The sequence below is a fragment of the Arthrobacter sp. K410C genome, assembly GCF_059090105.1.
Map to the genome: position 1 here is coordinate 1 of NZ_JBNHFJ010000014.1, position 26999 is coordinate 26999.

Here is a 26999-nt window from a genome sequence, read left to right on the forward strand (position 1 = left end):
ACGCGCTCTTCAAAGCAGGACAGCCCCACGGGATCATTGCCGCCGGCCGCGCCGCGTTCAGCTCCCTCCGCCTGGAAAAGGGCTACCGCTCCTGGGGAACCGACATGACCACCGAACACGACCCCTACGAAGCCGGCCTCGGGTTCGCCGTCAAAATGGCCAAAGACAACTTCGTCGGCAAAGCCGCCCTCGAAAGCCGCACCGAGGAAAACTCCGCACGGCGCCTGCGCTGCCTCACCATCAACGACGGCCGCTCCATCGTCCTCGGCAAGGAACCCGTGTTCTACAAAGACCAGCCCCTCGGCTACGTCACCAGCGCCGCCTACGGCTACACCGTCCAAAAACCCATCGCCTACGCCTACCTCCCCAACGAAGTCTCCATCGGAGACTCCGTCGAAATCGAATACTTCGGCCGCCGCATCCCCGCCACCATCACCCAAGACCCCCTCTACGACCCCACCATGACCAGGCTCCGGGGCTAAGCCGCGCCCTGCGGCCAACAAGGCAAGCGGCCCGGATCCTTTCCCTCGCAACGACCGGGTCCGGGCCGCTAACTCCGCCTCTTCCGCAAGCCGCATAAGCATTTGCCGGCTGCTTCACTTCCAGGATCTGAAAGGGATAACACCCGTGGCATCCAAAGCCCCCCGCGAAAACATCGACGAGTCAAAGCTGACCGTCACCAAGCCCAAGACCAAGGCCGTAGGCATCCCGGCCGTTGCCAACGCGTTGAAAATTTCGCTGGAACAGATGGGTCCACTGCGCAGTGTCCACACGCTCCTGGCTGTGAACCAGCTGGACGGGTTCGACTGCATGGGCTGCGCCTGGCCTGAACACGAAAAGCGCAACGCCGCCGAGTTCTGCGAAAACGGCGCCAAGGCAGTGGCCGAGGAAGCCACCCGTCGCCGCGTCACCCCGGAATTCTTTGCCCAACATTCAGTTGCTGATCTCAAGACACGCGACGACTACTGGCTGGGCCAGCAAGGCCGGCTTACCCACCCGATGTTCCTGGATGAAGGCGCAACCCACTACAGGCCCATTGAATGGGACGAGGCTTACGACCTCATGGCGGAGGAGCTGCGGGGCATGGAGCACCCCGACCAGGCGGTCTTCTACACCTCCGGCCGGACCTCCAATGAAGCAGCATTCGTATACCAGCTGTTGGTGCGGGGAATCGGCACCAACAACCTTCCTGACTGCTCCAACATGTGCCACGAATCCTCGGGATCGGCGCTGGTGGAGACCATTGGAATCGGCAAGGGTTCTGTCAGCCTGACGGACCTGGAAACGGCGTCGCTGATCTTCGTGGCGGGCCAGAATCCCGGTACCAACCACCCACGCATGCTGAGTGCACTGGAGAAGGCGAAAAAGAACGGCGCGATCATTGTGTCCGTCAATCCCCTACCCGAAGCCGGACTCCTGCACTTTGAAAATCCGCAGCATGTATCAGGCATGGTGTCGGGGATCCGGTTGACGGACGACTTCCTGCAGATCCGTGCCGGCGGCGACCAGGCCCTGTTCCAGGGCCTGGGCAAATACCTGCTTGAAGCCGAAGCTGCCGGCCGGAACACCCCGGGCCTGGAAACGGTCCTGGACCACGACTTCATCGCCAACCACACAGTGGGCATTGATGACTACCTGCGTTACCTCGAGAAGGTGGAGTGGGATGACATCGTGGAGGCCACGGGTCTCACCTTGGAGCAGATCCACGCAACGGGAGAACGGCTGCTTGCATCGAATGCCACCATCGTGTGCTGGGCCATGGGACTGACCCAGCACAAGCATTCCGTGCCTACCCTCCGTGACGTGGTCAACGTCCTGCTCCTCCAGGGCAACATCGGCAAGCCCGGCGCAGGGGTTTGCCCGGTGCGCGGTCACTCGAACGTCCAGGGCGACCGCACCATGGGCATCTTCGAAAAAATGCCGGAGACGTTCCATGACCGGCTTGACCAGGAATTCAGGTTCCGGTCTCCCAGGGAGCACGGCTTTGACACGGTGGCCGCCATCCGCGCCATGCGGGACGGCAAGGTCCGCTTCTTCCTGGGGATGGGTGGCAACTTCGTGCGCGCCGCCCCGGACTCCGAGGTCACCGAGCAGGCCCTGGCCAATACCCGTTTGACCGTTCAGATCTCCACGAAACTGAACCACTCGCACCTGTCCACAGGCCGCAGGGCGTTGATCCTGCCAACGCTCGGACGCACAGAGAAGGATACCCAGCAGACCGGCGACCAGCGGGTCACGGTGGAAGATTCCATGAGCGCCGTCCATGCGTCACGGGGACGGCTCAAGCCCGCCAGCGAACACCTCCACTCTGAGGTAGCCATCGTGTGCAACCTCGCGCACAGGGTGTTTGCCGAGGGGCACGGCCGTCTGCCCAACACGCCCCAGGCCAGCTGGCTCGCCATGCGGGATGACTACTCGCTGATCCGGAAGCACATCGAAGCGGTCGTTGACGGCTTTGAAGACTTTGAAGAGCGGATCCAGCATCCGGGCGGCTTTGTGCTGCCACACCCGCCGCGCGACGCCAGGAAGTTCGACACCGCGTCCGGGAAAGCCCACTTCACGGGCAACGAGCTGGAGTTCATCAAAGTCCCTTCCGGCCGGCTGGTCCTGCAAACCCTGCGCTCACATGACCAGTACAACACCACCATCTACGGCAAGGACGACCGTTACCGCGGCATCCATGGTGGCCGGCGCGTGGTGCTCATCAACGCCCAGGATGTCAGTGATCTCGGTTTTGCCGACGGGGAGATGGTCCACCTGATCTCCGAGTTCCAAGGGACGGAGCGGCGGGCCGAAAACTTCCGGATCGTGTCGTATTCGACGCCGAAGGGTTGCGCCGCCGCCTACTATCCCGAGACCAACGTCCTGGTACCGCTGGACTCCGTGGCGGATACCAGCGGAACGCCTACCTCCAAGTCCGTGATCATCCGGCTGGAAAAGGCCTAGATCCCTCTCAAGTTCTCCATTTCAGTAACACCAACGATTAGGAAGTGACCATGTCAGGAAACAGAGCAGTCGCCTACAAGGAACCCGGTGTCGTCGAAATCATCGACACTGAGTACCCGACGTTTGAGCTCAAGGACGGCCCCGGCGTCAATCCGGCCAACGTCGGCCGCAAGGTGCCGCATGGCGCGATTCTCCGTACCGTGACCACCAACATCTGCGGTTCGGACCAGCACATGGTCCGGGGCCGCACCACAGCTCCGCAGAACCTTGTCCTCGGCCACGAAATCACCGGTGAAGTGGTGGAGGTTGGGCCCGACGTCGAGTTCATCAAGGTCGGCGACATCGTCTCCGTACCCTTCAACATCTCCTGCGGCCGCTGCCGCAACTGCAAGGAGCAAAAGACCGGAATCTGCCTCAACGTCAACCCTGACCGGCCGGGCAGCGCCTACGGCTATGTGGACATGGGCGGCTGGGTCGGCGGCCAGGCAGAGTATGTCCTGGTCCCCTACGCCGACTGGAACCTGCTGCGCTTCCCGGACCGCGACCAGGCGCTGGAGAAGATCATGGACCTGACCATGCTCTCCGACATCTTCCCCACCGGATTCCACGGCGCAGTCACGGCCGGTGTCGGCGTCGGCTCCACCGTCTATGTCGCCGGTGCAGGTCCTGTTGGCATCGCCGCCGCCGTCGGCGCCCAACTGCTGGGTGCCGCCGTCGTCATTGTGGGCGACATGAACGAAGACCGCCTGGCGCAGGCGCGCTCGTTTGGCTGTGAAACCGTCAATGTTTCCAAGGGCGACCCGAAGGACCAGATTGAACAGATCCTCGGCGTCCCGGAAGTGGACTGCGGCGTGGACGCCGTCGGCTTCGAAGCCCGCGGCCACGGCAAGGACGCCACCCACGAGGCGCCCGCCACCGTTCTGAACTCCCTCATGGACATCACCGCGGCCGGCGGTTCCCTGGGTATTCCGGGCCTCTACGTCACCGGGGATCCGGGTGCAGTTGATGAGGCTGCAAAGCACGGCTCGCTCTCGCTCTCCCTGGGCACCGGCTGGGCTAAGTCTTTGTCCTTCACCACAGGCCAGTGCCCTGTCATGAAGTACAACCGTCAGCTCATGATGGCCATCCTCCACGACAAGGTCCAGATCGCAAAGGCAGTCAATGCCCAGGCCATTCCGCTTGAAGACGCCCCGCGCGGCTACGCCGAATTCGACGCCGGAGCGGCAACAAAGTTCGTGCTGAACCCCAACGGTTACGTGAAGGCTTAGTACCGATCAACGGATACCGGGCCGCAGGGCGAATGTCCTGCGGCCCTCGGTGTCCGCGCAAACTGCCAGCCACCGCATCGCCGTCGTCGTCGAAGTTTCCGGCGGCGATCCGTTAGGCGGCGCGCGCCGATAAGCCGCGGTGATAACGAGGCCAACCCAACCCCGGTCCCGAAACGAGTACTACAGTAGATGCATGGCTCCCAGCCGCCATCCGCTCGACGACCTGCGCGAAACCATCGGCCACCTGGCCGATCAGCTCAAGCTGCCCGGTGCGGAGCGCGTCGACGACCTCGTCGGCGATCTCATCGGTGCAAGGCCCGGTCCGGCCCGGCCGCTGTCCGAGGTGCAGGCCGAACTCGACGCGCTGGTCGGCCTGGAGACCGTGAAGGAACAGGTACGGGCCCTCGTCGCACTGCTCCAGGTCCAGGCCCGCCGTAAGGCGCACGGCCTGCCGGAGGTGGCCACATCACAACACCTGGTGTTCCTCGGAAACCCGGGAACGGGCAAGACCACCGTGGCGCGGCTCCTGGCTGAGATGTACCGCGCGGTTGGACTGCTGCAGAAGGGCCACCTGGTCGAGGTGGACCGTTCAGGCCTGGTGGGGCAGTACGTAGGCGCGACCGCCATCAAGACAGACCGGGTGATCCGGCGTGCGCTGGACGGCGTCCTGTTCATCGACGAGGCCTACGCGCTGGCCCCGGAGGATGGCCGGATGGACTTTGGTCCAGAGGCGATCGAAGTCCTGCTCAAGCGGATGGAGGACTACCGCCACCGCCTGGTGGTGATCGTGGCCGGATACCCGCGGCTGATGGAGTCCTTCCTGCTCTCGAACCCCGGACTGCGCTCCCGGTTCGCCCGGGAGATCACGTTCCCCGACTACTCCGTCGACTCGCTCCAGACGATCTTCCACCGTATGCTGGCCCAGCACGAGTACGTGTTGGAGCCGGGTGCGGACGAGATGCTGCGCCGCATCTTCACCGGGCTCCACGCGAGCGAGGACTCCGGCAACGCACGGTTCGCCCGCACGCTTTTCGAGCAATCCCTCAACCGCCAGGCGCTGCGGCTCTCGCTCGACAAGGAACGAAGTCTCGACGCGCTCGATCGTGAGGCCGTCATGACGCTCACCGCAAACGACATCATCGAGGCCGCGCTGGCCCTGGGCGAGGCGCCGGAGCCGGAGCCGGAGCCGACGCCGGAACTGGAGCAGCCACGCTGGTGGCGCTGGCTGGTCTGACCGTATCCGGCCGGCTCCCAAGCGAACGCACGTTCCGCCCACGAGCGGGAAGAAGCACAACCAATCCCGTTGTCTTGCAAGCGGCCCGCAGCTGTCCTGTCCACCCCAAGCTGCCTCGCCGCCACCCCGGGACATGTTCTGGGGTCCGCGATCAGCGCTGTCATGAATCAGCGTCGTGGTGCCAGCAAAAAGTTCAGATATATCTTATTTCAATCTTTGATATATAAGTTCTATACTAGATCGGGGTCCGCTGAAGGATCGATTCTTAACTCGATGAGGAGTAGAACAAATGCAGCAACTCGCGCACCGTCTCCGGGGGCTGGGCACCGAGACTGCCTTCAGCGTCGCGGACGCCGCAGCCACCCGGAAGAGCCGGGGATACTGCGTGTTTCCCTTCCATGGTGGCGACCTCAGCATTCCGACAGCCCCGCACATTGTGGACGCTACGAACAGGGCGACCGCCGATGGTTACCCGGGCTACTGCCCCAGCCTTGGAATTCCGCAACTGCATGAGGCCCTCGCTGAGGAGCTGGGGACGGGTTCCGCCAAATCTGCAGGTCCTGCAAATATAAGCAGGGCGAAGGAGCATGTCCGCCCTGTCCGACTGCCTGAAGGACAACATTCAGCAACCTTCTCCAGCAGGACTCCTTGACCGGGCCTAAGCGGACCAATGCAGTAGGTCCTGTTTGCCCAACCGCAGGAGCACCGAATTTGTCGCGCATCCAGCGGGCACAGCAGATGCTGTCCCCCGGCAGCGGAATTCCCCAGGCACCACATCCTAGAGAGAGAGAATAGTGACGCGTATAGGCATCGTGGCCGAGTTAGGTCGCGAGACGAGGGTGGCGGCAACGCCTGTCACCGTGAAGCAGTTGTTGGAATTGGGCTACGACGTTGTAGTCGAAAAGGGAGCCGGTGAGTCCGCGTCCTTCCGGGACGAGGCATACGCTGCGGCGGGCGCTCTAATCGTCGGCGCCGACGATGCGTGGGGCAGCGACGTAGTGCTGCGGGTCAATCCGCCAACTGACGAAGAGATAGGGCGGCTGCGTGACGGCGCCACCCTGATCGGGATGCTGAGCCCTGCTTTGCGGCCGGAGCTTGTTGAGGCTTTGGCAGCCCGGCCCATCACCGCCCTTGCCTTGGATGCCGTGCCGCGGATTTCGCGGGCGCAGTCGATGGATGTCCTGAGTTCGATGGCGAACATCGCCGGGTATCGTGCCGTGGTCGAGGCCGCCCATGAGTTCGGCAGGTTCTTTACTGGGCAGGTCACCGCGGCGGGCAAGGTCCCGCCGGCGAAAGTTCTCGTTGCCGGCGCGGGTGTCGCCGGCCTGGCGGCGATCGGTGCGGCGAGCAGCCTGGGCGCGATCGTTCGCGCGACGGATCCGCGGCCCGAGGTGGCGGATCAGGTGAAGTCAATTGGTGGTACTTACCTCAAGGTTGAGGTAGAGGAAGAGATGAAGTCCTCTGACGGGTACGCCAAGGCGACGTCGGAGGCGTACAACAGGCGCGCAGCCGAAATCTACACCGAGCAGGCCCGTGACGTGGACATCATCATCACCACGGCCCTGATTCCGGGCCGGCCCGCACCGAAACTCCTCACGGCCGATGACGTAGCCGGGATGAAACCGGGCAGCGTGATCGTGGATATGGCTGCCGGGCAGGGCGGCAACGTTGAAGGCTCCGTGGCAGGCGAACGGGTGGTGACGGAAAACGGTGTCATCATTCTTGGCTACACCGATCTGCCGGCACGGCTTCCGGCCCAGGCTTCACAGCTGTACGGGACCAACCTGCTGAACCTCCTGAAGCTCCTCACCAAGAACAAGGACGGCCAGCTGACCCTTGACTTCGATGACGTGGTTCAGCGCTCCGTGACGGTCGTACGCGAGGGAGAAAAAACCTGGCCACCGCCCCCCGTCCAGGTCTCAGCGGCACCCCAGGCCCAGGCGGCGGTCACGCCAGCCAGTGAACAACCTGCCGGCAAAGCTGACAAGAAGACCGGGCTGAGCGCTGCCGGTAAAGCCGGTCTGATTGCTGCGGGTATCGCCGTGCTTTTCGGGATCAATGCAGTGGCGCCGGATCCGCTGCCTCAGCACTTCACAGTGCTGATGCTCTCAATCGTCGTGGGCTTCTATGTCATCGGGAAAGTGCACCACGCGCTGCACACTCCCCTGATGTCCGTTACCAACGCGATCTCCGGAATCATCGTCGTCGGAGCACTTTTGCAGATCACCTCAAACAACATCATCGTCCAGGCCCTCTCGGCGGTTGCTGTTCTGCTTGCCAGCATCAACATTTTCGGCGGATTCGCCGTCACCCGGCGCATGCTCGCGATGTTCTCCAAGGGAAATAAGGCACAGGGATGAGCGCCGTACGCGAAGCAACAGGAATTCTTACGAGGAGCAGTACAGTGACTGATACCGTTTCCGGTCCCTTGACCGCAGAGTCCGTAGCCGGGGCGGCATACATTGTCGCAGCCCTGCTGTTCATCCTCAGCCTCGCAGGGCTGAGCAGGCACGAGAAGGCCCGCGCAGGGGTTATCTACGGGATCTCCGGAATGGTGGTGGCCCTGGCAGCGACCATCTGGTTGACCCTCCAAAACGCCTGGGGCTCATCTCACGTACTCACCGGTCTCATCCTGCTCGTGGCCGCGGTGCTGGTCGGGGCCGCGATCGGCTTGTGGCGCGCCCGCGTGGTCCAGATGACCGGAATGCCTGAACTCATCGCGCTGCTGCACAGCTTCGTCGGCCTTGCCGCGGTGCTGGTCGGCTGGAACGGGCACCTCGAGAGCCCCGAACTGCCCGACGCACTCAAAGCGATCCACCACGCAGAAGTGTTCATCGGGGTCTTCATCGGCGCCGTCACCTTCACCGGCTCCATCGTCGCCTACCTGAAACTCTCGGCCCGAATGAAGTCCTCACCGCTGATGCTGCCGGGCAAGAACGCGATCAACCTCGGTGCCCTCGCCGCCTTCGTCGTCCTGACCGTCTGGTACGTCAACGACACCCAGTTGTGGCTCCTTATCGTCGTCACCATCCTCGCCCTGGGCCTGGGCTGGCACCTCGTAGCCTCCATCGGCGGCGGCGACATGCCCGTCGTCGTCTCCATGCTCAACAGCTACTCCGGCTGGGCAGCAGCCGCCGCCGGCTTCCTGCTCAACAACGACCTGCTGATCATCACCGGCGCCCTCGTCGGCTCCTCCGGCGCCTACCTCTCCTACATCATGTGCAAAGCCATGAACCGGTCCTTCATCTCCGTCATCGCCGGGGGCTTCGGCATCGAAGCGCCCAAGACCGGAGACACGGACTACGGAGAGCACCGGGAAATTTCCGCACAAGCAACTGCCGAACTGCTCACCAGCGCCTCCAGTGTCGTCATCACCCCCGGTTACGGCATGGCAGTGGCGCAGGCCCAATACCCCGTCGCCGAACTCGCCCAGCAACTCCGTGACCGCGGCGTAGACGTCAAATTCGGGATCCACCCCGTCGCCGGGCGCCTGCCTGGACATATGAATGTCCTCCTCGCCGAAGCCAAAGTTCCTTACGACATCGTCATGGAAATGGATGAAATCAACGACGACCTTGACGGGACGTCAGTCGTCCTCGTCATAGGAGCCAACGACACCGTCAACCCCGCGGCGGCGGAAGACCCGGGCAGCCCCATCGCCGGCATGCCCGTCCTCCGCGTCTGGGAAGCCGAAAACGTCGTCGTCTTCAAACGATCCATGGCCGCCGGATACGCCGGAGTCCAAAACCCCCTGTTCTTCCGCGACAACTCCCAAATGCTCTTCGGCGACGCCAAACAACGCGTCGAAGACATCCTCCGGGCCTTCTGACCCAACGAACCTTCCAAGACGAGGAGAGACCATGCCCAGACATCGAACAGCACTTCCTAGCGTGGTTCTGACAACACTTCCTCCACGTAGGCCCAATCAGTTGATGGGCGCTGAGGAAGCACCCTTTGCGCAAGCCTTTGGCATCGACGACTACGCTGCATCGCCTTGGTTGGGCCTTCACTACAGGCACGAGTTGTTACTGCACTGCAATCACGAATTGCTGGAGCATCAGCATCTGAAGGACTAGGGCCGGATCTGCGCCCATCGCCTCACCAGCAGTTCCAGGGGCTAGGAGCCGGTCAGCGAGGCACGCCAAGCTGGCACGAGGCCCGGGTGAAGGATGTCCGGTTGGGCTCGGTCAGTCCATTCTCTGACACCGGGCGCCAGGAACTCATGGACCCGAACCTGACAACGGGCGCCGCCGTACGGCCAGTCCGGTATAGCAGAGGAGGTGTGGACACTGTCCACACCTCCTCTGCTAACCCGAGAGAACGGGAGCGAGGAACCACGCCCAGCCAGAAGCCGCATTGGGACTTCCCCAGTGTTATGGCCAGAGGGCACTAATGAGGACTGCGGCGGCGAGGACGAACAGGGCGGGCGCTGCCGGAATGGATCGCTTGACGGTTCCGGTGGAGAACCGATCCAGCACCTTCCGCAGACGTGTCCTGACTTTGTCGCCGTGTGCATGCCGAGGACGAGCAGAATCAGGCATGGGATGCAGAACACGAGGGCGTAGCCGGTGAGCACTAACAGGCCGACGGGGATGTCGCCGTCCGCTGCGACCATCCGTTCGATCGCGATGAAGTAGGGGAACGCGTTGGGCAGGTCAGCGACAGTGGTGAGGACGCCCAGCGGGAAAGCCGTCCACAGCCCGAACCAGGACGGCAGGTCGATGCCTTTCCTTTCCCGGTCCTTGACGCTGCGGAAACCTGCGACGGCAAGAGCTATGCGGCGACGAGGAACACTCCACGGCGCAGCCAGAATCAGCGTGATGACAACGATGGTGGCCTCAGCCGCCTGCTGAAGAAGCGCGTCGGCCATGTGTTCCCTGTTGCTCATCCAAATCCAGTGAAGAACCGGGAAGGGCGCGTCCGGCAAACGGAGCGCGCTTTTTCGTGCCCGCGGGCCTTGTGGCCTGCTCATGGTGCCCACCTGCATATTCCCGGCTCTGATCGCGCGGAGTTGCGTCCGGTTTTGTCAGCCGCACCGGCCTAAACTCTTGCCATGCACCCCTTAGTGGCGGTCGGTCTGGTATTCCTTACTGGACTTGCCTGGATGGGTACCGTCCTGACTTTGTTGATTGCCTTGGCGAAATCCCGCCAAAGGTCGCCGGCTGAAGCCAGAAGCCCGAACCAAAGCGAAGAGGCCGACAGCCGCTATCAGAAGGCTTCGCGACTGCAGCCTTGAGAAGGCACCTGCCTTAGATGAGGTACGGCGAATCCGCGAAGATGTAATCCGTCCCCGTACTGCCGGTCCGACTCCGCACGCCCCACTGACCCTCGGCAGACGTGCTGTGAATAGATGACGTAGAGGTGGCGAGCGCGGGCGTGTGGACTCAGTCACAGGAGCGTGCTGCTCGGGGCCGCCATCACCTACTGCCACATCTTTGGGGCAGCAGGCGATCCTAGCCCGCTTCCGGGCACGGTCCTCACTCGCTGCAGGCGCGGGCGGAACGAGCCCCAGGGGGCGGAGCGGCGGGTAGGCTGCGTGTCCTTGAGGTGACGGAGGTCCTGCGCTGCGGCCGCCAACACCCGAATGACTGATGGAAGTGGTCAGCGTCTGATGCCCTGGTGGGTGACTGTCTTCGAGTGCCGTACCGGCTGACTGCTCAACCACGAGTATGAAACAAGATACCCACCTGGCGCCCACCATCAAGCTGCCTGGCCATGGCCTTGTTACCAAGCATCACGGCCGGGTCCAGAAACGACACCGAAACGATCAAAAAGGCCGGCAAAGAGCCTCGGAATTTACTGCCACGTGACCCGGATGCAGCGTTCTTCACGGTTCCGCTCCGAACCCGCAACAACCCTCGTCTTGGGGGCCTGGCACTGCCTAATCTTGAGCTGTCCAACCGCACCACTCCCCCTTGGATGGCACCAATGAAAAAACTCCTCCTCTGGCTCACGGCGCTCCTCGCGGCCGTCGGGCTGGGTATCGTCGCGCCGGGGCCCGCTTCGGCAGCCACCTCCTATTGCGGGCTCGCATGGGGATCTCAGGACAAAGCAGCGCCCGAGATGAGCTCAGCATCCGTCATCAACGTCCGGACAGGGCAGCAACCCTGCTTCGACCGGATGGTGGTGGACCTCAACGGCCCCGCAACAGGCTACACAGTGCGCTACGTCCCCGATATTGTCCAGGACGGCACCGGCTACACGATTCCGGTGTATGGCAATGCGCGCCTGCAGGTCGTCGTGAACGCACCCTCGTATGACAGCAACGGCAACGTCACCTACAACCCTGCCGCGAAGGCTGAGCTGTCCAACGTTGCCGGCTACCAGACGTTCCGGCAAGTCGTTTACGCCGGAAGCTTCGAGGGTTCCACCAGCATCGGCCTGGGCGTCCGTGCCCGGCTGCCCTTCCGGGTCTTCACCCTGGACGGACCGGGATCCGGTTCCCGGCTAGTTGTGGACGTCGCCCACTTCTGGTGACGGGCACGAGAGGTGCCGCATGCCGGTGACCCGGGGTGTGGCACCTCTCTATGTGCCAACGGCCCTGCCGGCTTCGTTCATCAGCCTTTACAACCTTCCGAGGGAACTGGATGTTTCCTTGGGAAAGAGTCATTCACCCGCGAAGATCGGCCCGCCGTTGAGCTCAGCGTACGCCGCGACAAGCGAGGGGTGTGCCCCCTTTTGTGCCTGGGCTGCTGTTGCCTCTCAGTCACCCTTTAGGGCACTCATACCGCGAGGAAACCCAAAATCGATTGCCGTCAGGTTGGGCATATGTGCATCCTTAATGGTGGCTAGAAGGTATCGGTGGCGTGTAGTCGTTTCAAATGGCTTCGACCGCACCGCGGTGTGGACCGGGCTGGCCGCTAACAAGGCGGAAGCCGAAGCGTTAGCCCTTTCCGAGCACCCCGGATGGTTCATCCAGGAAGCCGGTCGTGCCGTGGAACCCTACTGAGCATGTTCATATTCCACCCAGCGGCGAACACGTAAGAAACGGGTTACCGACTAACCCCCAAATCCCCGTCCAACTGCTTGCGAATAAGAAAGCCGGGCCTGTCCCGCGTCCGGTTCTGCCAGTGGAAAGAGTGCTTTCTGAGGCAGCTTCGCCCGTGGCTCATGATTTCGGTCGGCGACGATGATTGCGGCGTCTTCCTTCCGGCGTGCAGTCAGACTGCCGTTAAAGAGTGGCAGCTTCATCGGAGTGGTCCCGCCGCTGGATCCCGCCGCACTCTGCTACACGGTTGCATTAGTGCCGCTGTTCCTTCCCTATGAGTCCAAACTGGGCCCAAGCCGGTCACGGCACGAATTCGTCCTCGATGTCCAAAGTTGACCCTCGTAATCACACCCTTGGAACTGAACCCGCCCAACCCTCAATCGGCGGGGCTTTTTCATACCTGGAGGGGCGCAGGCAAACGGAATGCATCCACGCCATACCGGAAACGCCTAATGCACCTCTCCCTGCAAGGAGCCGGTTCCGGTACCTCTGGCCTCAATAAACTCCTTGAAGCGGCGCAGGTCCGCCCTGACCTGCATGTTGTCGAATCCTAGAACGGCCCCGGTCTTTTCAATGAAGGACTCCGGGGCCCATTCAAGACGGACCCAGATGCGCGTCACGCCGGTCTCAAGCGGCGTGAACGTGACGGCGCCGGCATGCGTCTGGCCGTCGATGCTGCGCCAGGCGATCCGCTCATCAAGGCGTTGTTCGATGATTTCAGTGTCGAACTCACGCCTGGCTCCACCGATGTTCACGACCCAGTGGTTCGTCCGATCGTCGAGTTGGGCTACGGAGTCCACCCCGGACATGAAATTGGGGAAGAGCTCGAACTGGGTCCACTGGTCATATGCCGCGCGCACGGGAACCGTGACGTCAATGGTCTCTTCGACTGTTTGCATGCTTGCTCTCCTTCTAGTGAAGGGCGGGCCTCAGCTGCCGCCTTTGACAACCCCTTACCCATACCCGCGCCGCCACTCCCACGACCGTAGACCACGGATCACCAGTCGATGCCGTTGGAAGCGCGACGAGTGGCCGAGCAAGAAACCGCCGCTGACCGTCGCAATTGAACCGGCTGAAGAGGAGCGGCTGTACGCTCACTACAACCTGGGCGGCGGCACTACCCCGCGATCAGCGAGGAAGAACACGAAGTCATCCTCCACGAGGAACGCCCCGTGGTCCAGAAGGAAGCCGTCCCGGTCGAGCGGGTCCGGCTGGACAAGGACACCTTGACCGAAGACGTCACCGTCAACGAGGAAGTCCGCAAGGAAAACATCGAAGCTGACGGAATCGGCGACACCCGCCGCTAAACAGCAGCGGAAGGGCCCGCGCAATGAGCGCGGGCCCTCCTGTACCTCCTATTAGATAGCGCCGGCGGCGAGGTCCGCGGCGGCGTCAGGTTCTGTCCGGTCGCTTTTCTCCAGCGCCGGTGTCGGCTCGGGTTCCCGGGCGGTTGCCTGCATGGAACGCCAGGCGACTGTTCCTGCTGCCATGACCAGCAATCCACCGATCCACCACCACTTCCGTGCCCCTGGTCGCCGCGCCTCGACCGGCTCAGCAACTTCAGCCGCGGCCTTCCGCCCTGCCCTCCTTAATTGCTCCTGGACCCGCGGAGTCAGTGTCTCCACCCCGCCTGCGAGCTCGTCAGCGAGCCGGCGCAATACCAGTTGAAGGCGCGGGGAGGCCGCTTCAATGCCGGTATCGAAACCGTCAACCGCCCTTTGCAAAGCGGCCTGCACCCCCGGCGTGGCCCACTCCTTCCCCCTGGCCAGTTGGATCCTGAGGTTCTCAGAAAGACGGTGGACCTGCTCGGTTTCAGTCAAAGGTTGTGCCGTGCGCATGAGTGCCTCCCGGGGTAGATGGATGCCCATAGCCTACGGCGGACAGCACCACCGGAAACAGGCCCTGGCACAACCGCTGATTCCTGACATCCAACTCTGCGCCCTGAGGCTGGCCAGCCCCACCCGGATGACCTCAAGGATAAATGCGCCCTGACGGGCGCTCTCTGATCGTCAACCTCCGCGACCCCTGCGCAAACAGCAGACGGACACGCTATCGGTACCCAAGAGCCCCAGGTACAGGAACCACCAGGTAGGGGCAAAAGCCTCTGCAACGCATCCGCGCTGGCGCCGGCATTAGCGCACCTGTGCTTGCGGATCTAATAGCAAGTGTGCTTACTATCTAACTAGTAACCATGCTTACTAATTGCAGGTGGCATGAAATTCTCTGGCCTGCTGCCCGTGCATCAACTGAAGGAGAGCGATGATGACTGAGAACCAGTGGTCCGGCGCTTCAACGCCTGGCACCCTTGACCAGTCCGGCAACACTGCCCCGGCCACGACCGCGGAGTCGGCCGGAAGCTCGGATTCGAAGAAGGACGTCGCCAAGGAGGAGGCTTCGCAGGTGGCGGGGCAGGCAGCCTTAGCGGCGCAGGGAGTGGCCCAGAAGGCCAAGAGTGAGGCAGCGAACGTCGCCGCAGAGGCGACGTCCAGCGCTAAGGACTTGCTTGGCCAGGCCAAGCAGGGCCTGTCCAGCCAGGCCGGGACCCAGCAGCAGAAGGCGGCCGAGGGTATCCGGACTATCTCCAGCCAGCTGCAGAGCATGGCGGACGCCCCGGACCAGCAGGGCTTGGCAAGCGGCCTGATCAGGCAAGCTGCACAGCGCAGCGAATCCGTTGCTTCCTGGCTGGAGAACAAGGAGCCGGGCGACCTGCTGGGCGAGGTTCAGCGGTTCGCACGCAACCGCCCCGGCACGTTCCTGCTGCTGGCCGCCGGTGCAGGTGTTCTGGCAGGGCGGTTGACCCGCGGCCTTACAGCAGGCGCTCCTGCGTCCCAAACTGCCTCCATTCCCCCGCTTCCAGTGCAGGCACCCAAGGCCGAAACGGCTGTCGCAGCAGGCGTCCGCGAACCCTTTCCTGAGGCAGCGGCAGCGCCCGCGGCATATGGCGAAACCATCTACGGGGAACCGGGGCGGCCGGCTTTTTCCGGCACCGAGGCAGGTGGCGTTCCACTCAATGACCTGGATGACCCGTACAACAACACTCCCGGTGGAGGTCGGCAGCTGTGAGTAGTCAGATTCCTGAGATGCCGCCGAGTGAGGCGCATCAGAAGGCCGATAACGCCTCTTTGGGTGAGTTGCTGGGTGATGTGACCCGGGACCTGTCCACCTTGATGCGCCAGGAAGTGGAGTTGGCCAAGGCCGAAGCGAAGCAGTCAGCGACGAGGGCAGGGAAGGGCGGCGGGATGCTCGCTGGCGCCGGCGTGGCCGGGCACTTCGTCCTGGTCTTCCTGTCCCTGGCACTGATGTTCGCCCTCGGCGCCCTGATGCCGCTGGGCTGGGCTGCCGTGATCGTCGCCGTGGTCTGGGGCATCATCGCCGCGGTCCTGGCCAGCATTGGCCGGAAGGAACTCAAGCAAGTCAAGGGCCTGCCGCAGACGGGCGAAACCCTTTCCGAAATTCCCCCAACTCTGAAACCAGGTGAGGTCAACCGATGAGCGAGAACCCGGATGCAATCCGCGAAGAAATTGAAGCTACCCGCGCACGCCTGAGCACCGATGTGGACGCCGTCGCGGACAAGGTCACCCCGTCCAACATCGTCCACCGCCAGACTGACAAGGTCAAAGATGCCGTAGCCGGGGTCAAGGACAAGATTATGGGCGCAGCCGACACCGCTACTTCAAAGGTTCAGGATACGGTCGGCTCGGCTACGTCCACGGTCCATGACAAGGTCTCCTCCGGCGCCAGCCACACCGGGGGTGCACTGCATTCCAGCGGTGAGTCGCTGCACGGGGCCAAGGATAACGTGGCGGCGAAGCTCTCCGGCGCACGTACGGCGATCTCACACGCTCCGGCGCAGGTCAAAGCCCAGGCCCAGGGCAACCCTTTGGCCGGACTCATCGCCTTCGGCGCCGGCATGCTCCTCTCGTCCCTGATCCCGGCAAGCACCAGGGAACGTGAAGCTGCGGACCAGCTCAAGACGGCGGCCCAGCCGCTGGCCGGCAAGGTCACCGAGGCGGCCAAGGACGTGGTCCAGGACCTGAAAGAACCAGCGCAGGAAGCGGTGGAGAACGTCAAGGCCGCCGCGGCCGACGGCGCCCAGAACGTTAAGGCAGAGGGTCAGGGAGCCGTCAGCGACGTCAAGGACCGGGCCGCCGACGCCAAGGACAACGTCCAAAACACGTGAGCGGCGAGGACAGGGCCCGCGGGTTGCCCCGCGTAGCGGCGGAGCCACCCGTGGGCCCCGACCCTGACCTTTCCGCCGGCGGTCCGCGGCATATGAGCGCGTCAGTCCCGGCGGGGCCGGAGCGGTGGGCCACACACCGTCTTCTGGGCATCGTCGCACGGCTTACCGAGCGCCGGCTCAACCGTCAGCTCGCTCGCCTGAGGCTCACCAAAGGCGGCCTGGAGACGCTGGAGGCCGTGGCGGAACTGGAACCGGCCACAGCGTCCGACGTCGCCGATCTGCTCTGCGTGAGCAAGCAGAGCCTCGGCAAAGTCCTGTACCGCCTCCATGGTCTCGGGTATCTGGCCAAGGAGCCGGGAATCGATGGCCGCAGCGCCAACCTCCGCCTTACCGAAGCGGGCAGAACCGCCCTCTCAACAGCAGAGGACCTGATTGCAGCCATTCCCGAGTCTGTTGCTGATGCCGAGTTCCGGCACCAGTTGGAACACCACATAACCCAACTCAGGAACATGGAGAACATCCCACTCCCCCGCCGGCGTGCAGCCCAAGGCCATCACCGAAGGTCTTCAGGCTCCACGCCGGAAAACATCATCGACCCACACGTGAAGAAAACAGGAGCACCCCAATGACCGCGACCAACCGCGTGACCGGGCCGAAAACAACCCTCCAAAAGGCAGCGCAGGCAGTAGGCGCTGTCTTCCTCCTGGTGGGAGTCCTGGGATTCATCCCGGGCATTACCAGCAACTACGAAACGCTCTCGTTCGCCGGGCACGAATCCGGAGCACTTCTGCTGGGCATCTTCCAGGTTTCGATCCTGCACAACATTGTTCACCTGCTTTTCGGCGTCGCCGGGATCCTGATGTCCCGCACCCACGGACAGTCCCGCAACTACCTGCTCTACGGTGGCGTCGTCTACCTTGTCCTGTGGCTCTACGGCCTCATCATCGGGCACGATACTCCGGCCAACTTCGTGCCCGTCAACACCGCGGACAACTGGCTCCACTTCGTCCTCGGCATCGCCATGATCGCTCTGGCCATCCTGCTTTCGCGCAACGCCAACCGCACCCGCGGCGCCGCCACCCGCTAGCACGGAATACTTAACGGTTCAGCCGCCGCTGAGCCTCAGCCGTAAAGAGGGGTCCGGGCACTGCCCGGCCCCCTCTTGGGTGTCTACAGGCACTTCCCGCTGGTGCCGTGAAGCAAGAGCAATCACGAGGCAAGTGGCCGGAGACGCAGGGCAATCCCGAAGTAAGGGGGGGTCCCCGTGGAGCAGCTTATAAGCTTGGATTGACCGTCACTTTTCCAGGTCTTATTGATCCGGGACGTTGGAGGCCTGGAGAGCACGTCCACCTCTGCCAACGGTCAAAGCGGTTAGCCTCGGCGAACCGGGTGCCGGTCATGACCAGGAACAGGAATACGGTAGAGCGTCGGGTGTCGCGGGCCAACGACTCTCCGCAGCAAAGGTCGAAAACAGGCATGCCTACGCCGCAGCCCCACTCCTCGTCCTGGACCTCGTGCCCGGCATCGCGGCGACGGCGTCCAGCTAACTCGGGAACGGGCGCCTACCCTTTGCTCGATGCCTTGGTTCGCCGGGTCGATTGGCACCGCCATCGACTCGCCGATAAAGGAACTGCCTTCGATAAACCCGGTCCTTTAGACGGCACGGATCGAAATGAGCTCGTAGACCGTGGCCGAGCTTGTTGCCGGTCCGCGGCAGGTTAGCCGGCATGGCGGGCCGCGGTGGGTACGGAGTTCGATGTCGATCCGCGCGGGGTGAGGAGGAGATCCAGTGATGTGGATCCGCCAGTGATCACCGCTGCTGGAGGTCTCGATCACTCTGTAGTCATTCCGGCCGGCCGGGCCGAACCGCCTGAGCGTGGCCGCGACGGCGGTCTGCTGTGCTGGAAAGAGATCCGTGTATCCGCGCAAATGCTCCGCGCTGATACGGCCAGCGAGGTGTCCTTCGATCGTGGCGACGGACGACTCCTCGTCCAGATTTCCGTAGTAGACACCGTCTGGTGCAACCACGACGTTGGCTGCGAACCTGTCACCTCCTACATGCGAACATTCCCACACCAGCTCCGGCCACCGCTCGCTCAACGCTCGTCCCACGGGCCGTCCCCACACGGCACAGCATTGGTCATGTTGACTGTGAGTGCAGACCAGGATGAGGGGTGGATAGTCGAGCGTTCCGGGGAGGCTCAGGGCTTTGGCAATCTCCGCCAGATCCTCATCCTTGCCCCACGTTCCCCATTGCTGACGATAGGCGCCCGAATCCTCATGGTGCAGTACTGCCCAATGGCTCTTACCTTCACGGCGGCGGGGGCCGGGCCGTCTCACCAGCAGCACCCGCGCCCGCGCCGCCTTCGCGGCGGAGAGCACGAGTGCTTTGGTTTCAGGCTCAAGATCAAGCCCTTCAAAGCCATTGAGAGGCCACCCGCCCCGGTACTCGATGAGGACCCAGACGACGCCGTGCGGCGCTGTGCCTGCAATCGGGTCGCCGCGCAACCGGGCGCCTTCAGAGCAGAAGAAGCGCTTTGTGGCCGCCGCTGTGGCGAAGTCGCTGTCTAGATCACTGTTCAACGGGAACGAGGACCCCCGCGCGCAGCAGTCTTTCAACGAGTTCGACGCCGAGATCACCCGCGGTGTGAATCTCCCCGTCGAGCAGTCGCGTGACGGAAGGCAGATCGGTCGCTGGGAAGTCGAGCCAACCCACGCGCGTGGTGAGGCGCAGTCCCTCCAGACGCGCTTCCAGTGAACCGCGAAGCCGGACCACAGACTCGGGGCTTAGGCCGCCGACAGCCGCGAGCTGGGCCAGCGGCCCCAGCGGTCCCGGGCGACCCTGACCACGCCGGGTACGTTGGAACAAAGAACTGGTTTCAGCCTCAACGACAGCAGCGGCGAGGCGTTCACGGACGATGTCGAGCTCCGCACCAGGCCCTTTGACGCCCAACGGCAACGTACGGCGCATCTCGGGATCATCGCACAGCGCTGCAAGCGCGGCCTGCGCGAGTTGTTCGGCCAATGCGTAGCGGGTCCAACTGTGGATGCCGAGCGTGAGGTGGATGGAAACCGCGCCCTGCGTCTGGGCGGCATGCAACCAGCCCCGCGGCAGGTAGAGGACATCCCCCGGCTCAAGCACCGTGTCGATGTAGGCCTCGCCTTTGGCGGCCTCCGCCACAGCGGAGCGGCGATCGGTCCAAGGCTGATCACGCAGCGGGTCCCTGTGGACCGGCTCATGGATGATCCAGCGTTTTGTCCCTTCGATCTGCAGGACGAAGACGTCGTGCACGTCGTAGTGATCGTCGAACCCACGGTTCTGGGGCGGCGTGATGTAGGCATTCGCCTGCACCGGATGTCCCAACTCAGTGCTCAGACTGCTGCTGAAGTCAGAGACAGGCGCCCATGTGCGGTGCAGTGCTTGCAGCACGAGCGTGGCACCGTCCGCAAACTTGCGCCAAAGCGCTGTGTCGTCGAGCTGGTCAGAGATGGTGGCGCCGACGCCGGCGGGCGAGGTGAACGACGAGTCGGGAAATGTAGAGCCGCCCTTGGCAACGCGGAGAAAAGGCGTGCGCAGACCCCGGCGCGAGACCAATTCGTCGACGGCCCCGGCAGAGAACAGATCGGAGAAGTCACTGGCGCCACGCGTGAGAAGCGCCGTGCGCCCCCAGACGTCGCCGGCGAACCTCTCACGGCCTATCTTAATCAGGCGTGTTTCCAGGACCCCGCCGCTTTTCACGGCGCCGGGGTCCTGGAAGTCCGTGCGGGTGGTGCTCAAAATTCAGATGCCCCGTTCCGCGGCTCCACCATCGGCACCGCCGTCGGCACCCCCGTCAGCCCCACCATCGGCACCGCTGTCAGCCCCACCGTCGGCACCCCCGTCGGCACCGCTGCCAGCTTCACCGTCGGCACCCCCGTCGGCACCGCTGTCAGCTCCCCCGTCGGCACCGCTGTCAGCTCCACCGTCGGCACCGCTGTCAGCTCCACCGTCGGCACCGCTGTCGGCACCCCCGTCGGCACCGCCGTCGTGCATGCCGGGGACGCCGGCCGCGCCACCGTCCGCGGGGCCTTCCTGCTGGCTTGGATCCTGCTCTGGACTGGTCATGCTTCCTCCCGAGAATCGAATCGCTTGGATCAGCTCCGTTACTGGCACCTGATCACCCAACCGGGCGATCCTTCATCGGCACCGCCCGTGATCACCCTAACCGCACGGGCCAGCCCTGGGAACAACCCTTTTCTACAACTCAGGCCCCGGCATCTTGGTACAAAGATGGAATCACCGTGCGGGGCCCGTCACGGCCCCGCCGGACCCGTCTGTGGTGGTACCGCCGCAGGTTCCGAGGCGGCTCAAACCAGATACCCGGATTACGCAGTGGGCAATACCGCCGACATCGTTCGCGCCGCCGTCGAACCTCTGTGCCTGTAATGAATCGGCTGTCTACGCTCGCGGGCATCATAATGATTCCTGCGACGGCGTTGCCAGCCTCGGTTAAGTGGCATTATCACGATGCCCACGGGTATCAAATGCGGCGGCTGATTCCCGCAGGAGGCGTGCCACTGTATCTACAGGCAAGTTTGCCGTCCTGCGCCGGTCGAACCGCCGCAGGACGATACGCCTGGTCCCCAACCCAGGAATGTCCAGGACGTCCACACCGTCCTGAACGACGCCGGCCAGAGCCAGCGTGGGTACAATGGCGACACCCTCCCCAGCGGCTACCAGCGCGAGGGCGGTCAGGGTTTCCTGGTACTGATGAACAGTCTCCGCTGCGCCGCCCGTGCGGCGGAGTCGATCGAGTACGGAAGCATTAGCCGCAGAAGGCTCTACTCCCAGCCAGGGAAGGGGCAGCCGGCCGAGATTGACGTTCTCGGTAGTGATAAGTGTCCCGGAAGGAACGACCAGTTTCCATGGCTCGTCCAGCAGCGGTTGCTCAATCATTCCGGCGCCCAATGCTTGTTGCCCTGCCGTTCTCGAGTCCAGTTCGACCACGACGGCGTCGAGCTGGTGTTGACGCAGGAGGCGCATCAGGACCGGGAAATCGTCTTCCACAATCTGGATCTTCAGCTGCGGGTACTGGGATCGCCATTCGGGAAGACGCGGGATCACCAGCGTTCGCACAAAGCTCGTGAATGCGCCTACCTTAACGACGCCTTCGACGGTCGCCCCACCCTGCATCCTGGCGAGGGCAACGCTGACTGCCCGTTCGATCTCCTCGCCGGCTTCAGCCATCGCGACTCCCGCAGGTGTCAGCGACGATCCCTTGGGTGTGCGTACCACCAGGGCATGGCCCGTTTCCGCCTCCAATTTATTGAGCTGTTGGGATACTGCAGATGGTGTGATGCGGAGTTCGTCTGCAGCTGCAAGGATGCCGCCGGTACGTGCAACAGCAAGGAGAACGCGCAACCGGCGCGGGTCGATGTCCATGTTAAGCAGTTCTAAACCACACCTTCAGCAGAATGCAATTGAACTGAAGGTGCTCGTCACTCAATATTTGGCGTAGGACGCACACATTGCCGCTTGGCAGACGCGGGGTGCCGCTGTGGAAAGGACATCATGGAACTGCTGTGGGAAGCTGCTGGCTGGGGCGGCGCAGTTGCAATCCTGAGTGCCTATTTGGCTGTCTCCATGGGCTGGTTAAAGGCCGGTAAGGGCTTCCAATCAGCGAATCTTATCGGAGCCTGTGCCCTCATAGTCAATGGCGTCTTTCATGGGGCATGGCCGTCGGTTGTGACGAACGTTGCCTGGTTCCTAATCTCTGGCATAGCGCTCTTTCGCATGCGCGTAATTCATGAGCCGGCCGTTGGCGAAGTTCAACCGACGCAGCTTCCCGGCGTCCCTGACGCAACAGGCCAACTGCCGATTGTTGGACCAAGTCGAGCAGTCTGAGACCTGTCGTGCCCAAAGCGTTGGAGGCTGCGGCCGGAATGCGTGTGTGGACAGTTTCCTTTGGTCGAACGTGGGGGTCAGGGTTCGGCGATCTCGAGGCCCACGTTGAGGGGTCGACGTCGTCGGGGTCGGGTCCGCCGCGCACGCCGCGGTCAAGCAAGCGCATCGATGGCATCCAGTTCTGCAGCGGAGAGCCCAGCTGGCAGCGCCGGCCAGCCCGATCGCCGCCGCGCCGGCCCCTGTCAGCTGGATCAGGTTGCGCCGAGACACGCCAGCCTGTGGCTTGGCCCCGTTGTTTACGTTCGAGTCCGTGCTCATCGTGTTCATGCTCGTGGGTCGTCGGTTGCGTATGTGGACTTCGTCGTCCTTTCGAGCACACCACAGGCATAGTGGCGGGCGGGAGTCCCTGATGAAACGGGTTATGCCAGAGCCCCCCAAGGGCCAGAGCATGGGGATTCGGATGAATGACCGAGGAACCTAAGCGGTCCCTAAGGTCGTAATGGGGTCCACTTCCCCGGACGAGGGTGGATTAGCACCTTGGCGGGAGCAGGTGATCGCTGCTGCCCTGTTGGCGTAGGAGGCCAGTGCGCGAAGATCATCGGAAGCAAGGCTCCGCAACCGTTCCCTGCCGGCAGCACCGAGTAAATCCAGCTGGGCAAGGCCGGAGATGAGGGCGGCCATGAAGGAGTCGCCCGCCCCCACGGTGTCCGCTACGTCAACGGCTTCGCCCGGCAGGTCCACGCGCCCCTGCCTGCTCAGGAGCACGGGGCCCTGTGCCCCGCGGGTCAGGGCCACCAACCCCGGACCGAGCTCCAGCCAGGCAGTTAATGACTCGTCCGGAGTCCTGTCCGGGTAGAGCCATGCCAGGTCCTCATCGCTCGCCTTGACGATGTCGCTGGCAGCGACGAACACTTCAGCCTGCCGCCGGGCGGCGGCAACGTCAGGACTGATGCCTGGCCGGCAGTTGGGGTCGAAACTCACGGTGGCGCCGGCCTGAGCCGCTTCCACCAGGGCCAGCGTGGCGTGGTTGCCCGGTTGCAGCATGGTGGCGATGGAGCCGGTGTGGACGTGCGTGGAGGCTTGCACGGCGGCAAAGGCGGGAAGCGACGCGCCGTTGATGTCCCAGGTGATGTCGAAGGCATAGGTTGCGGCGCCGTCCTTGCCCAGGGTTGCGATTGCTGTGGACGTGGGCGAAGCACCGCCCCGGACCGGCGAAACGCCGTTGGACTGCAGGTGCTGGTCGACCATTAGCCCGAACGCGTCGTCGTCGTAATGCGTCACCAAGGTTGTCGGAAGGCCCAGCCGTGCGGTTCCCACGGCAACGTTCAGAGGGCCGCCCGGGTGCGCTTGACGGCCGGCGGTCCCCCGGTGCGGGTCATCGATGATGTCCACCAGGGACTCGCCGATCACGGTCACCAAGGGTCCGCCGGGCGTGGGATCAGAGGGGTTGAAGGGTGTTGGCATGGCTGCTTCCTCGGAGTGCTTCTTGGCGGGGATGTGGTGCAGGGGTCAGCGGCCCGGGTAGACCACAGCCTTGAGCTGGCCGGGCTGCTTTCCTGCCTTGAGCGCCTCCTCGGACTCGGAGAGCGTGTACTTTCCGGTGACCAGGACGTCCAGGTCCACCTTGCCGTCGGCGATCAGCTGGATGGCCAGCGGCCAGGTGTTGGTGTAGCGGAAGACGCCGGAGAGCCAGATTTCCCGGTTCTGGATGTAGGAGACGGGCAGTTCGACGTCGTCGGCCCCCAGTCCAACCAGGATCACGCGCCCGGCCGGTGCCACGGCCTTGATTCCCGAACGGACCGCCTGCGGTGCGCCGGACGCGTCAATGAAGGCGTCGACGTCGAGCCCTTCCACGTTGTCGGTCCGGGCGTTGAGCGCATGCGTCGCGCCGTGCTCCAGCGCAAAAGCCAACCGGTCTTGGGCGATGTCGCTGATGTAGATTTCGGTGGCACCATAAGCGCGGGCTGCCTGGGCGGCGATGATGCCGATCGGTCCGGCACCCGCGATCAGAACCCGGCTGCCGGGCTTGATCCCGGCCCGTTCACATGCCCACAAACCCACCGAGAGCGGTTCGATAAGGGCGGCTGCCTCGTCGCTGACGCTGTCCGGAATGTCGTAGGCGAAATCGCTCTGGATCGTGACGTATTCGGCGAAGGCGCCGTCGATCGGCGGGGTGGCGTAGAACTCGATGTCCGGGCAAAGGTTGTAGCGGCCGGCCTTGCACTGCTGGCACTTACGGCAGGGGCGTTGGGGTTCGACGGCGACGCGCTGGCCGATGCGTGCAGGGTCAACGGAACTGCCGACAGCGGCAATCCGGCCCGAGAGCTCGTGGCCAAGGATCAGCGGGTGGTCCACCACGTACGGGCCGATCCGGCCGTGCTCGTAGTAGTGTACGTCGCTGCCGCAAACGCCGACGGCGGCAACCTGCACCAGGACCTGGTCGGTGTCGAGCTTGGGAAGGGGCAGGGTCTCCATGGCCATGTCGCCCTGGCTCTTGAGGATATTGGCGCGCATGGTGGGCGGCAGATCAAAACCGCTGGCAGGTGCCTGTGTGGTTGTTGTTGTCATCGAAGCAATCCTTGGAAGAGTTGTTGCGGATCCGGCGCGTTTACTTCACGGCGCCGAGGGAGAGGCCCTGGACCAGCTTGTCCTGGGCTGCGAACCCGGCGAACAGCACCGGCAGGGAGATCACGACGGCGGCTGCGCAGACCTGGGCGAGGAACAGTCCCTGGCCGGAAACGAAACCGGTCAGGAAGACCGGGGCGGTGCCTGCTACGACGCCGGTCAGGACCCGGGCCAGGAGCAGTTCATTCCAGCTGAAGATGAAGCAGATCAGGGCGGTGGCGGCGATGCCGGGCATAGCCACGGGTGCAATGATTTTGCGGAGGATGAGCAGGAGGTTGGCGCCGTCGATCTGTGCCGCCTCGAGCATTTCTTCCGGCACCTCGGCCAGGAACGACCGCATCATCCAGACGGCGATTGGCAGGTTCATGGAGGTGTACATCAGGATCAGGAACCAGATGTTGTCCAGCGCCCCCACGGTCCGTGCGAAGAGGTAGAGCGGCAGGATCGCCGCGACCACGGGCATCATCTTGGTGGAGAGGAAGAAGAACATCACGTCGGTCCACTTCTTCACCGGCCGGATGGACAGTGCATATGCGGCAGGGAAGGACAGTAGCAGCACCAGGACGGTGGACAGGATCGAGGCGGTGGCGGAATTGATCAGGGACGGCCAGGGGCTGACGCCTGAGGTTTCGCCGAAGAACTCCCGGTACGCGTCCAAGGTCAGGCTTGCGGCGATGGAGGGCGGGTTCGTTGCTGCGTCGGTCTCGGAGTGGAATGAGGTGAGGATCATCCACAGGACCGGGGATGCGAAGAGCAGGGCGAGCAGCCAGGCCGCGATGCCGGCGGCGGTGTTGTTGCGGGTGGGGTCCATGCGTGCCTTGCCGCGGCGCGGGGTGCGGCCGGTGTTCAGCGCGGTGGGACCGGGAGGTGTGCTCTGCGGTGCAGCGGGGGTGAGGATGCTCATCGTGCTGCCTCCTTCTTGAAGAGTGAAAAGACGGTGCGGAGTGCGAAGCTTGCCACGATGATAGTGCCGATGACGACGACGACCCCGGCGGCGGACGCCAGGCCGTATTCGTTGGCGAAGTAGAACGTCTGGTAAATGGCGTACGGCAGGTTGGCTGTGCCCAGCCCGCCGGCGGTGAGGGTGAAGACGGCGTCGAAGTTCTGCACGATGTAGATCGCTCCGAGCAGCCCGCCCAGCTCCAGGTACTGGCGCAGGTGCGGCAGCGTCAGGTGCCGGAAGATCCCCCACGGCGTGGCCCCGTCCATCTGCGCCGCTTCCACCGTGTCCATGGGACGCGACTGGAGGCCGGCCAGCAGGATCAGCATCATGAAAGGCGTCCACTGCCATACCAGGGAGAGGATCACAGCCATCACGGGTGCCTGCGAGAGCAGGTCCAGCTGGGGTGCCGTGGCGCTGCCGAACAGGGACCAGAGCCAGGTCAGGATGCCGTTGATCAGCCCGTACGTAGGGTTGAGTAGGGCATGCTTCCAGATGAGCGCGGCGGCCACGGGGACCACCAGGAACGGTGCGATCAGCAGTGTCCGCGCCAGCCCGCGGCCGATGAACTTCTTGTCCAGCAGCAGGGCCAGGCCCAGCCCGATGAGCAGGCTGATCAGCACGACGGAGACAGTGAGGAGGATGGTGGTGAAAATTGCCTGGCGCAGGTCAGGGTCCGTGAGGACGGTGGCGTAGTTCTCCAGGCCGGCGAAAGCGGTCTTGTCCGGGCTCAGGCTGTTCCAGTTCATGAACGAGATGATCAGCGTTGCCACGAACGGAAGCTGGGTGACCAGGATGAGGAAGATCAGCGCCGGAAGCAGTGGCGCCCGCCGTCCCCAAGCCAGGGCACGTTCGCGCGACTTCGCGTCTCGTAAGGGGGTGGCTGCATTGCGTCCCGGGCGGGAGATGCGCGCCGTTGCGGTAGTCATGATGT

General features: G+C 63.6%; 24 protein-coding genes and 1 pseudogene. 14 read left to right on the forward strand and 11 right to left on the reverse strand.

Features of this window, described 5'->3' with window-relative positions:
* The 6 genes from AC5RU7_RS16670 to pntB form a co-directional block, all read left to right on the forward strand.
* A partial coding sequence (locus AC5RU7_RS16670) for a glycine cleavage T C-terminal barrel domain-containing protein (RefSeq protein ID WP_494053170.1) occupies positions 1-482 on the forward strand: 482 nt, incomplete at its 5' end.
* 145 nt (positions 483-627) lie between these two features.
* Positions 628-2946: an FdhF/YdeP family oxidoreductase gene (locus AC5RU7_RS16675; RefSeq protein ID WP_494053171.1), complete on the forward strand. Its 2319-nt coding sequence runs from the start codon at positions 628-630 to the stop codon at positions 2944-2946.
* Between the two features lie 50 nt (positions 2947-2996).
* Positions 2997-4214, forward strand: a complete 1218-nt coding sequence (gene fdhA, locus AC5RU7_RS16680; protein WP_494011200.1) for a formaldehyde dehydrogenase, glutathione-independent — start codon at positions 2997-2999, stop codon at positions 4212-4214.
* A gap of 193 nt (positions 4215-4407) precedes the next feature.
* A complete protein-coding gene (locus tag AC5RU7_RS16685) occupies positions 4408-5448 on the forward strand; it encodes an AAA family ATPase (protein ID WP_494053172.1) in 1041 nt (346 codons plus the stop codon).
* Positions 5449-6242: 794 nt separating this feature from the next.
* Positions 6243-7808, forward strand: a complete 1566-nt coding sequence (locus AC5RU7_RS16690; protein WP_494053173.1) for a Re/Si-specific NAD(P)(+) transhydrogenase subunit alpha — start codon at positions 6243-6245, stop codon at positions 7806-7808.
* Entirely contained in the window at positions 7805-9277 is a 1473-nt protein-coding gene (pntB, locus tag AC5RU7_RS16695) for a Re/Si-specific NAD(P)(+) transhydrogenase subunit beta (protein WP_494011197.1), read from the forward strand. The genes AC5RU7_RS16690 and pntB overlap by 4 nt, the downstream gene beginning before the upstream one ends.
* Positions 9278-9565: 288 nt before the next feature.
* Here the strand turns inward: pntB and AC5RU7_RS16700 are convergent, their stop codons facing one another.
* Positions 9566-10336: a hypothetical protein gene (locus AC5RU7_RS16700; RefSeq protein ID WP_494053174.1), complete on the reverse strand. Its 771-nt coding sequence runs from the start codon at positions 10334-10336 to the stop codon at positions 9566-9568.
* Between the two features lie 1040 nt (positions 10337-11376).
* On the opposite strand from AC5RU7_RS16700, the gene AC5RU7_RS16705 reads away from it, so the two are divergent.
* Positions 11377-11925 carry an AMIN-like domain-containing (lipo)protein gene (locus tag AC5RU7_RS16705; RefSeq protein WP_494053175.1) on the forward strand — a complete coding sequence of 183 codons (549 nt, stop codon included), beginning with the start codon at positions 11377-11379 and terminating at the stop codon, positions 11923-11925.
* A 960-nt stretch (positions 11926-12885) separates the two neighbouring features.
* On the opposite strand, the gene AC5RU7_RS16710 is transcribed toward AC5RU7_RS16705, so the two are convergent.
* Entirely contained in the window at positions 12886-13335 is a 450-nt protein-coding gene (locus AC5RU7_RS16710) for an SRPBCC family protein (protein ID WP_494011194.1), read from the reverse strand.
* A 222-nt stretch (positions 13336-13557) separates the two neighbouring features.
* Between AC5RU7_RS16710 and AC5RU7_RS16715 the strand changes: the two are divergent.
* Positions 13558-13743: pseudogene (locus AC5RU7_RS16715) on the forward strand (DUF2382 domain-containing protein); the annotation flags it as partial.
* 51 nt (positions 13744-13794) lie between these two features.
* Here the strand turns inward: AC5RU7_RS16715 and AC5RU7_RS16720 are convergent.
* Positions 13795-14256, reverse strand: coding sequence for a hypothetical protein (locus AC5RU7_RS16720; protein ID WP_494053176.1), 462 nt, complete (start codon positions 14254-14256; stop codon positions 13795-13797).
* Between the two features lie 442 nt (positions 14257-14698).
* On the opposite strand from AC5RU7_RS16720, the gene AC5RU7_RS16725 reads away from it, so the two are divergent.
* The 5 genes from AC5RU7_RS16725 to AC5RU7_RS16745 are packed head-to-tail and all read left to right on the forward strand — an operon-like array spanning position 14699 to position 17703.
* Entirely contained in the window at positions 14699-15499 is an 801-nt protein-coding gene (locus tag AC5RU7_RS16725; protein WP_494053177.1) for a hypothetical protein, read from the forward strand.
* A gap of 17 nt (positions 15500-15516) precedes the next feature.
* A complete protein-coding gene (locus AC5RU7_RS16730) occupies positions 15517-15927 on the forward strand; it encodes a phage holin family protein (protein WP_494011191.1) in 411 nt (136 codons plus the stop codon).
* Complete coding sequence (locus AC5RU7_RS16735; protein ID WP_494053178.1) at positions 15924-16616, forward strand: DUF3618 domain-containing protein; 693 nt, start codon at positions 15924-15926, stop codon at positions 16614-16616. Before AC5RU7_RS16730 ends, AC5RU7_RS16735 begins: the two co-directional genes overlap by 4 nt.
* A 50-nt stretch (positions 16617-16666) precedes the next feature.
* Positions 16667-17245: a MarR family winged helix-turn-helix transcriptional regulator gene (locus AC5RU7_RS16740; protein ID WP_494053179.1), complete on the forward strand. Its 579-nt coding sequence runs from the start codon at positions 16667-16669 to the stop codon at positions 17243-17245.
* The gene (locus AC5RU7_RS16745; protein ID WP_494053180.1) at positions 17242-17703 is read left to right on the forward strand and encodes a DUF4383 domain-containing protein; all 462 of its coding nucleotides are present in this window, start codon (positions 17242-17244) and stop codon (positions 17701-17703) included. The genes AC5RU7_RS16740 and AC5RU7_RS16745 overlap by 4 nt, the downstream gene beginning before the upstream one ends.
* 566 nt (positions 17704-18269) lie before the next feature.
* Here AC5RU7_RS16745 and AC5RU7_RS16750 read toward each other — a convergent pair.
* From AC5RU7_RS16750 to AC5RU7_RS16765, 4 genes are all read right to left on the reverse strand, one after another.
* On the reverse strand, positions 18270-19199 hold the full coding sequence (locus AC5RU7_RS16750) for a ferredoxin family protein (protein ID WP_494053181.1): 930 nt from the start codon (positions 19197-19199) through the stop codon (positions 18270-18272).
* Entirely contained in the window at positions 19189-20394 is a 1206-nt protein-coding gene (locus AC5RU7_RS16755) for a cupin domain-containing protein (protein ID WP_494053182.1), read from the reverse strand. Before AC5RU7_RS16755 ends, AC5RU7_RS16750 begins: the two co-directional genes overlap by 11 nt.
* Positions 20395-20397: 3 nt before the next feature.
* Positions 20398-20721: a BatC protein gene (locus AC5RU7_RS16760; RefSeq protein WP_494053183.1), complete on the reverse strand. Its 324-nt coding sequence runs from the start codon at positions 20719-20721 to the stop codon at positions 20398-20400.
* Between the two features lie 384 nt (positions 20722-21105).
* Entirely contained in the window at positions 21106-22038 is a 933-nt protein-coding gene (locus tag AC5RU7_RS16765; protein WP_494053184.1) for a LysR family transcriptional regulator, read from the reverse strand.
* Positions 22039-22167: 129 nt separating this feature from the next.
* On the opposite strand from AC5RU7_RS16765, the gene AC5RU7_RS16770 reads away from it, so the two are divergent.
* Positions 22168-22500, forward strand: coding sequence for a CBU_0592 family membrane protein (locus tag AC5RU7_RS16770; RefSeq protein WP_494053185.1), 333 nt, complete (start codon positions 22168-22170; stop codon positions 22498-22500).
* 477 nt (positions 22501-22977) lie between these two features.
* Here AC5RU7_RS16770 and AC5RU7_RS16775 read toward each other — a convergent pair whose 3' ends face one another.
* From AC5RU7_RS16775 to AC5RU7_RS16790, 4 genes are read right to left on the reverse strand one after another with little or no spacing between them, the layout of a single operon-like run.
* Positions 22978-23964, reverse strand: a complete 987-nt coding sequence (locus AC5RU7_RS16775; protein ID WP_494053186.1) for a carbohydrate kinase family protein — start codon at positions 23962-23964, stop codon at positions 22978-22980.
* Positions 23965-24009: 45 nt separating this feature from the next.
* Positions 24010-25068, reverse strand: coding sequence for an NAD(P)-dependent alcohol dehydrogenase (locus AC5RU7_RS16780; protein WP_494053187.1), 1059 nt, complete (start codon positions 25066-25068; stop codon positions 24010-24012).
* Between the two features lie 40 nt (positions 25069-25108).
* On the reverse strand, positions 25109-26029 hold the full coding sequence (locus tag AC5RU7_RS16785; protein WP_494053188.1) for a carbohydrate ABC transporter permease: 921 nt from the start codon (positions 26027-26029) through the stop codon (positions 25109-25111).
* Positions 26026-26994 carry a carbohydrate ABC transporter permease gene (locus AC5RU7_RS16790; protein WP_494053189.1) on the reverse strand — a complete coding sequence of 323 codons (969 nt, stop codon included), beginning with the start codon at positions 26992-26994 and terminating at the stop codon, positions 26026-26028. Before AC5RU7_RS16790 ends, AC5RU7_RS16785 begins: the two co-directional genes overlap by 4 nt.
* Between the last annotated feature and the right edge of the window lie 5 nt (positions 26995-26999).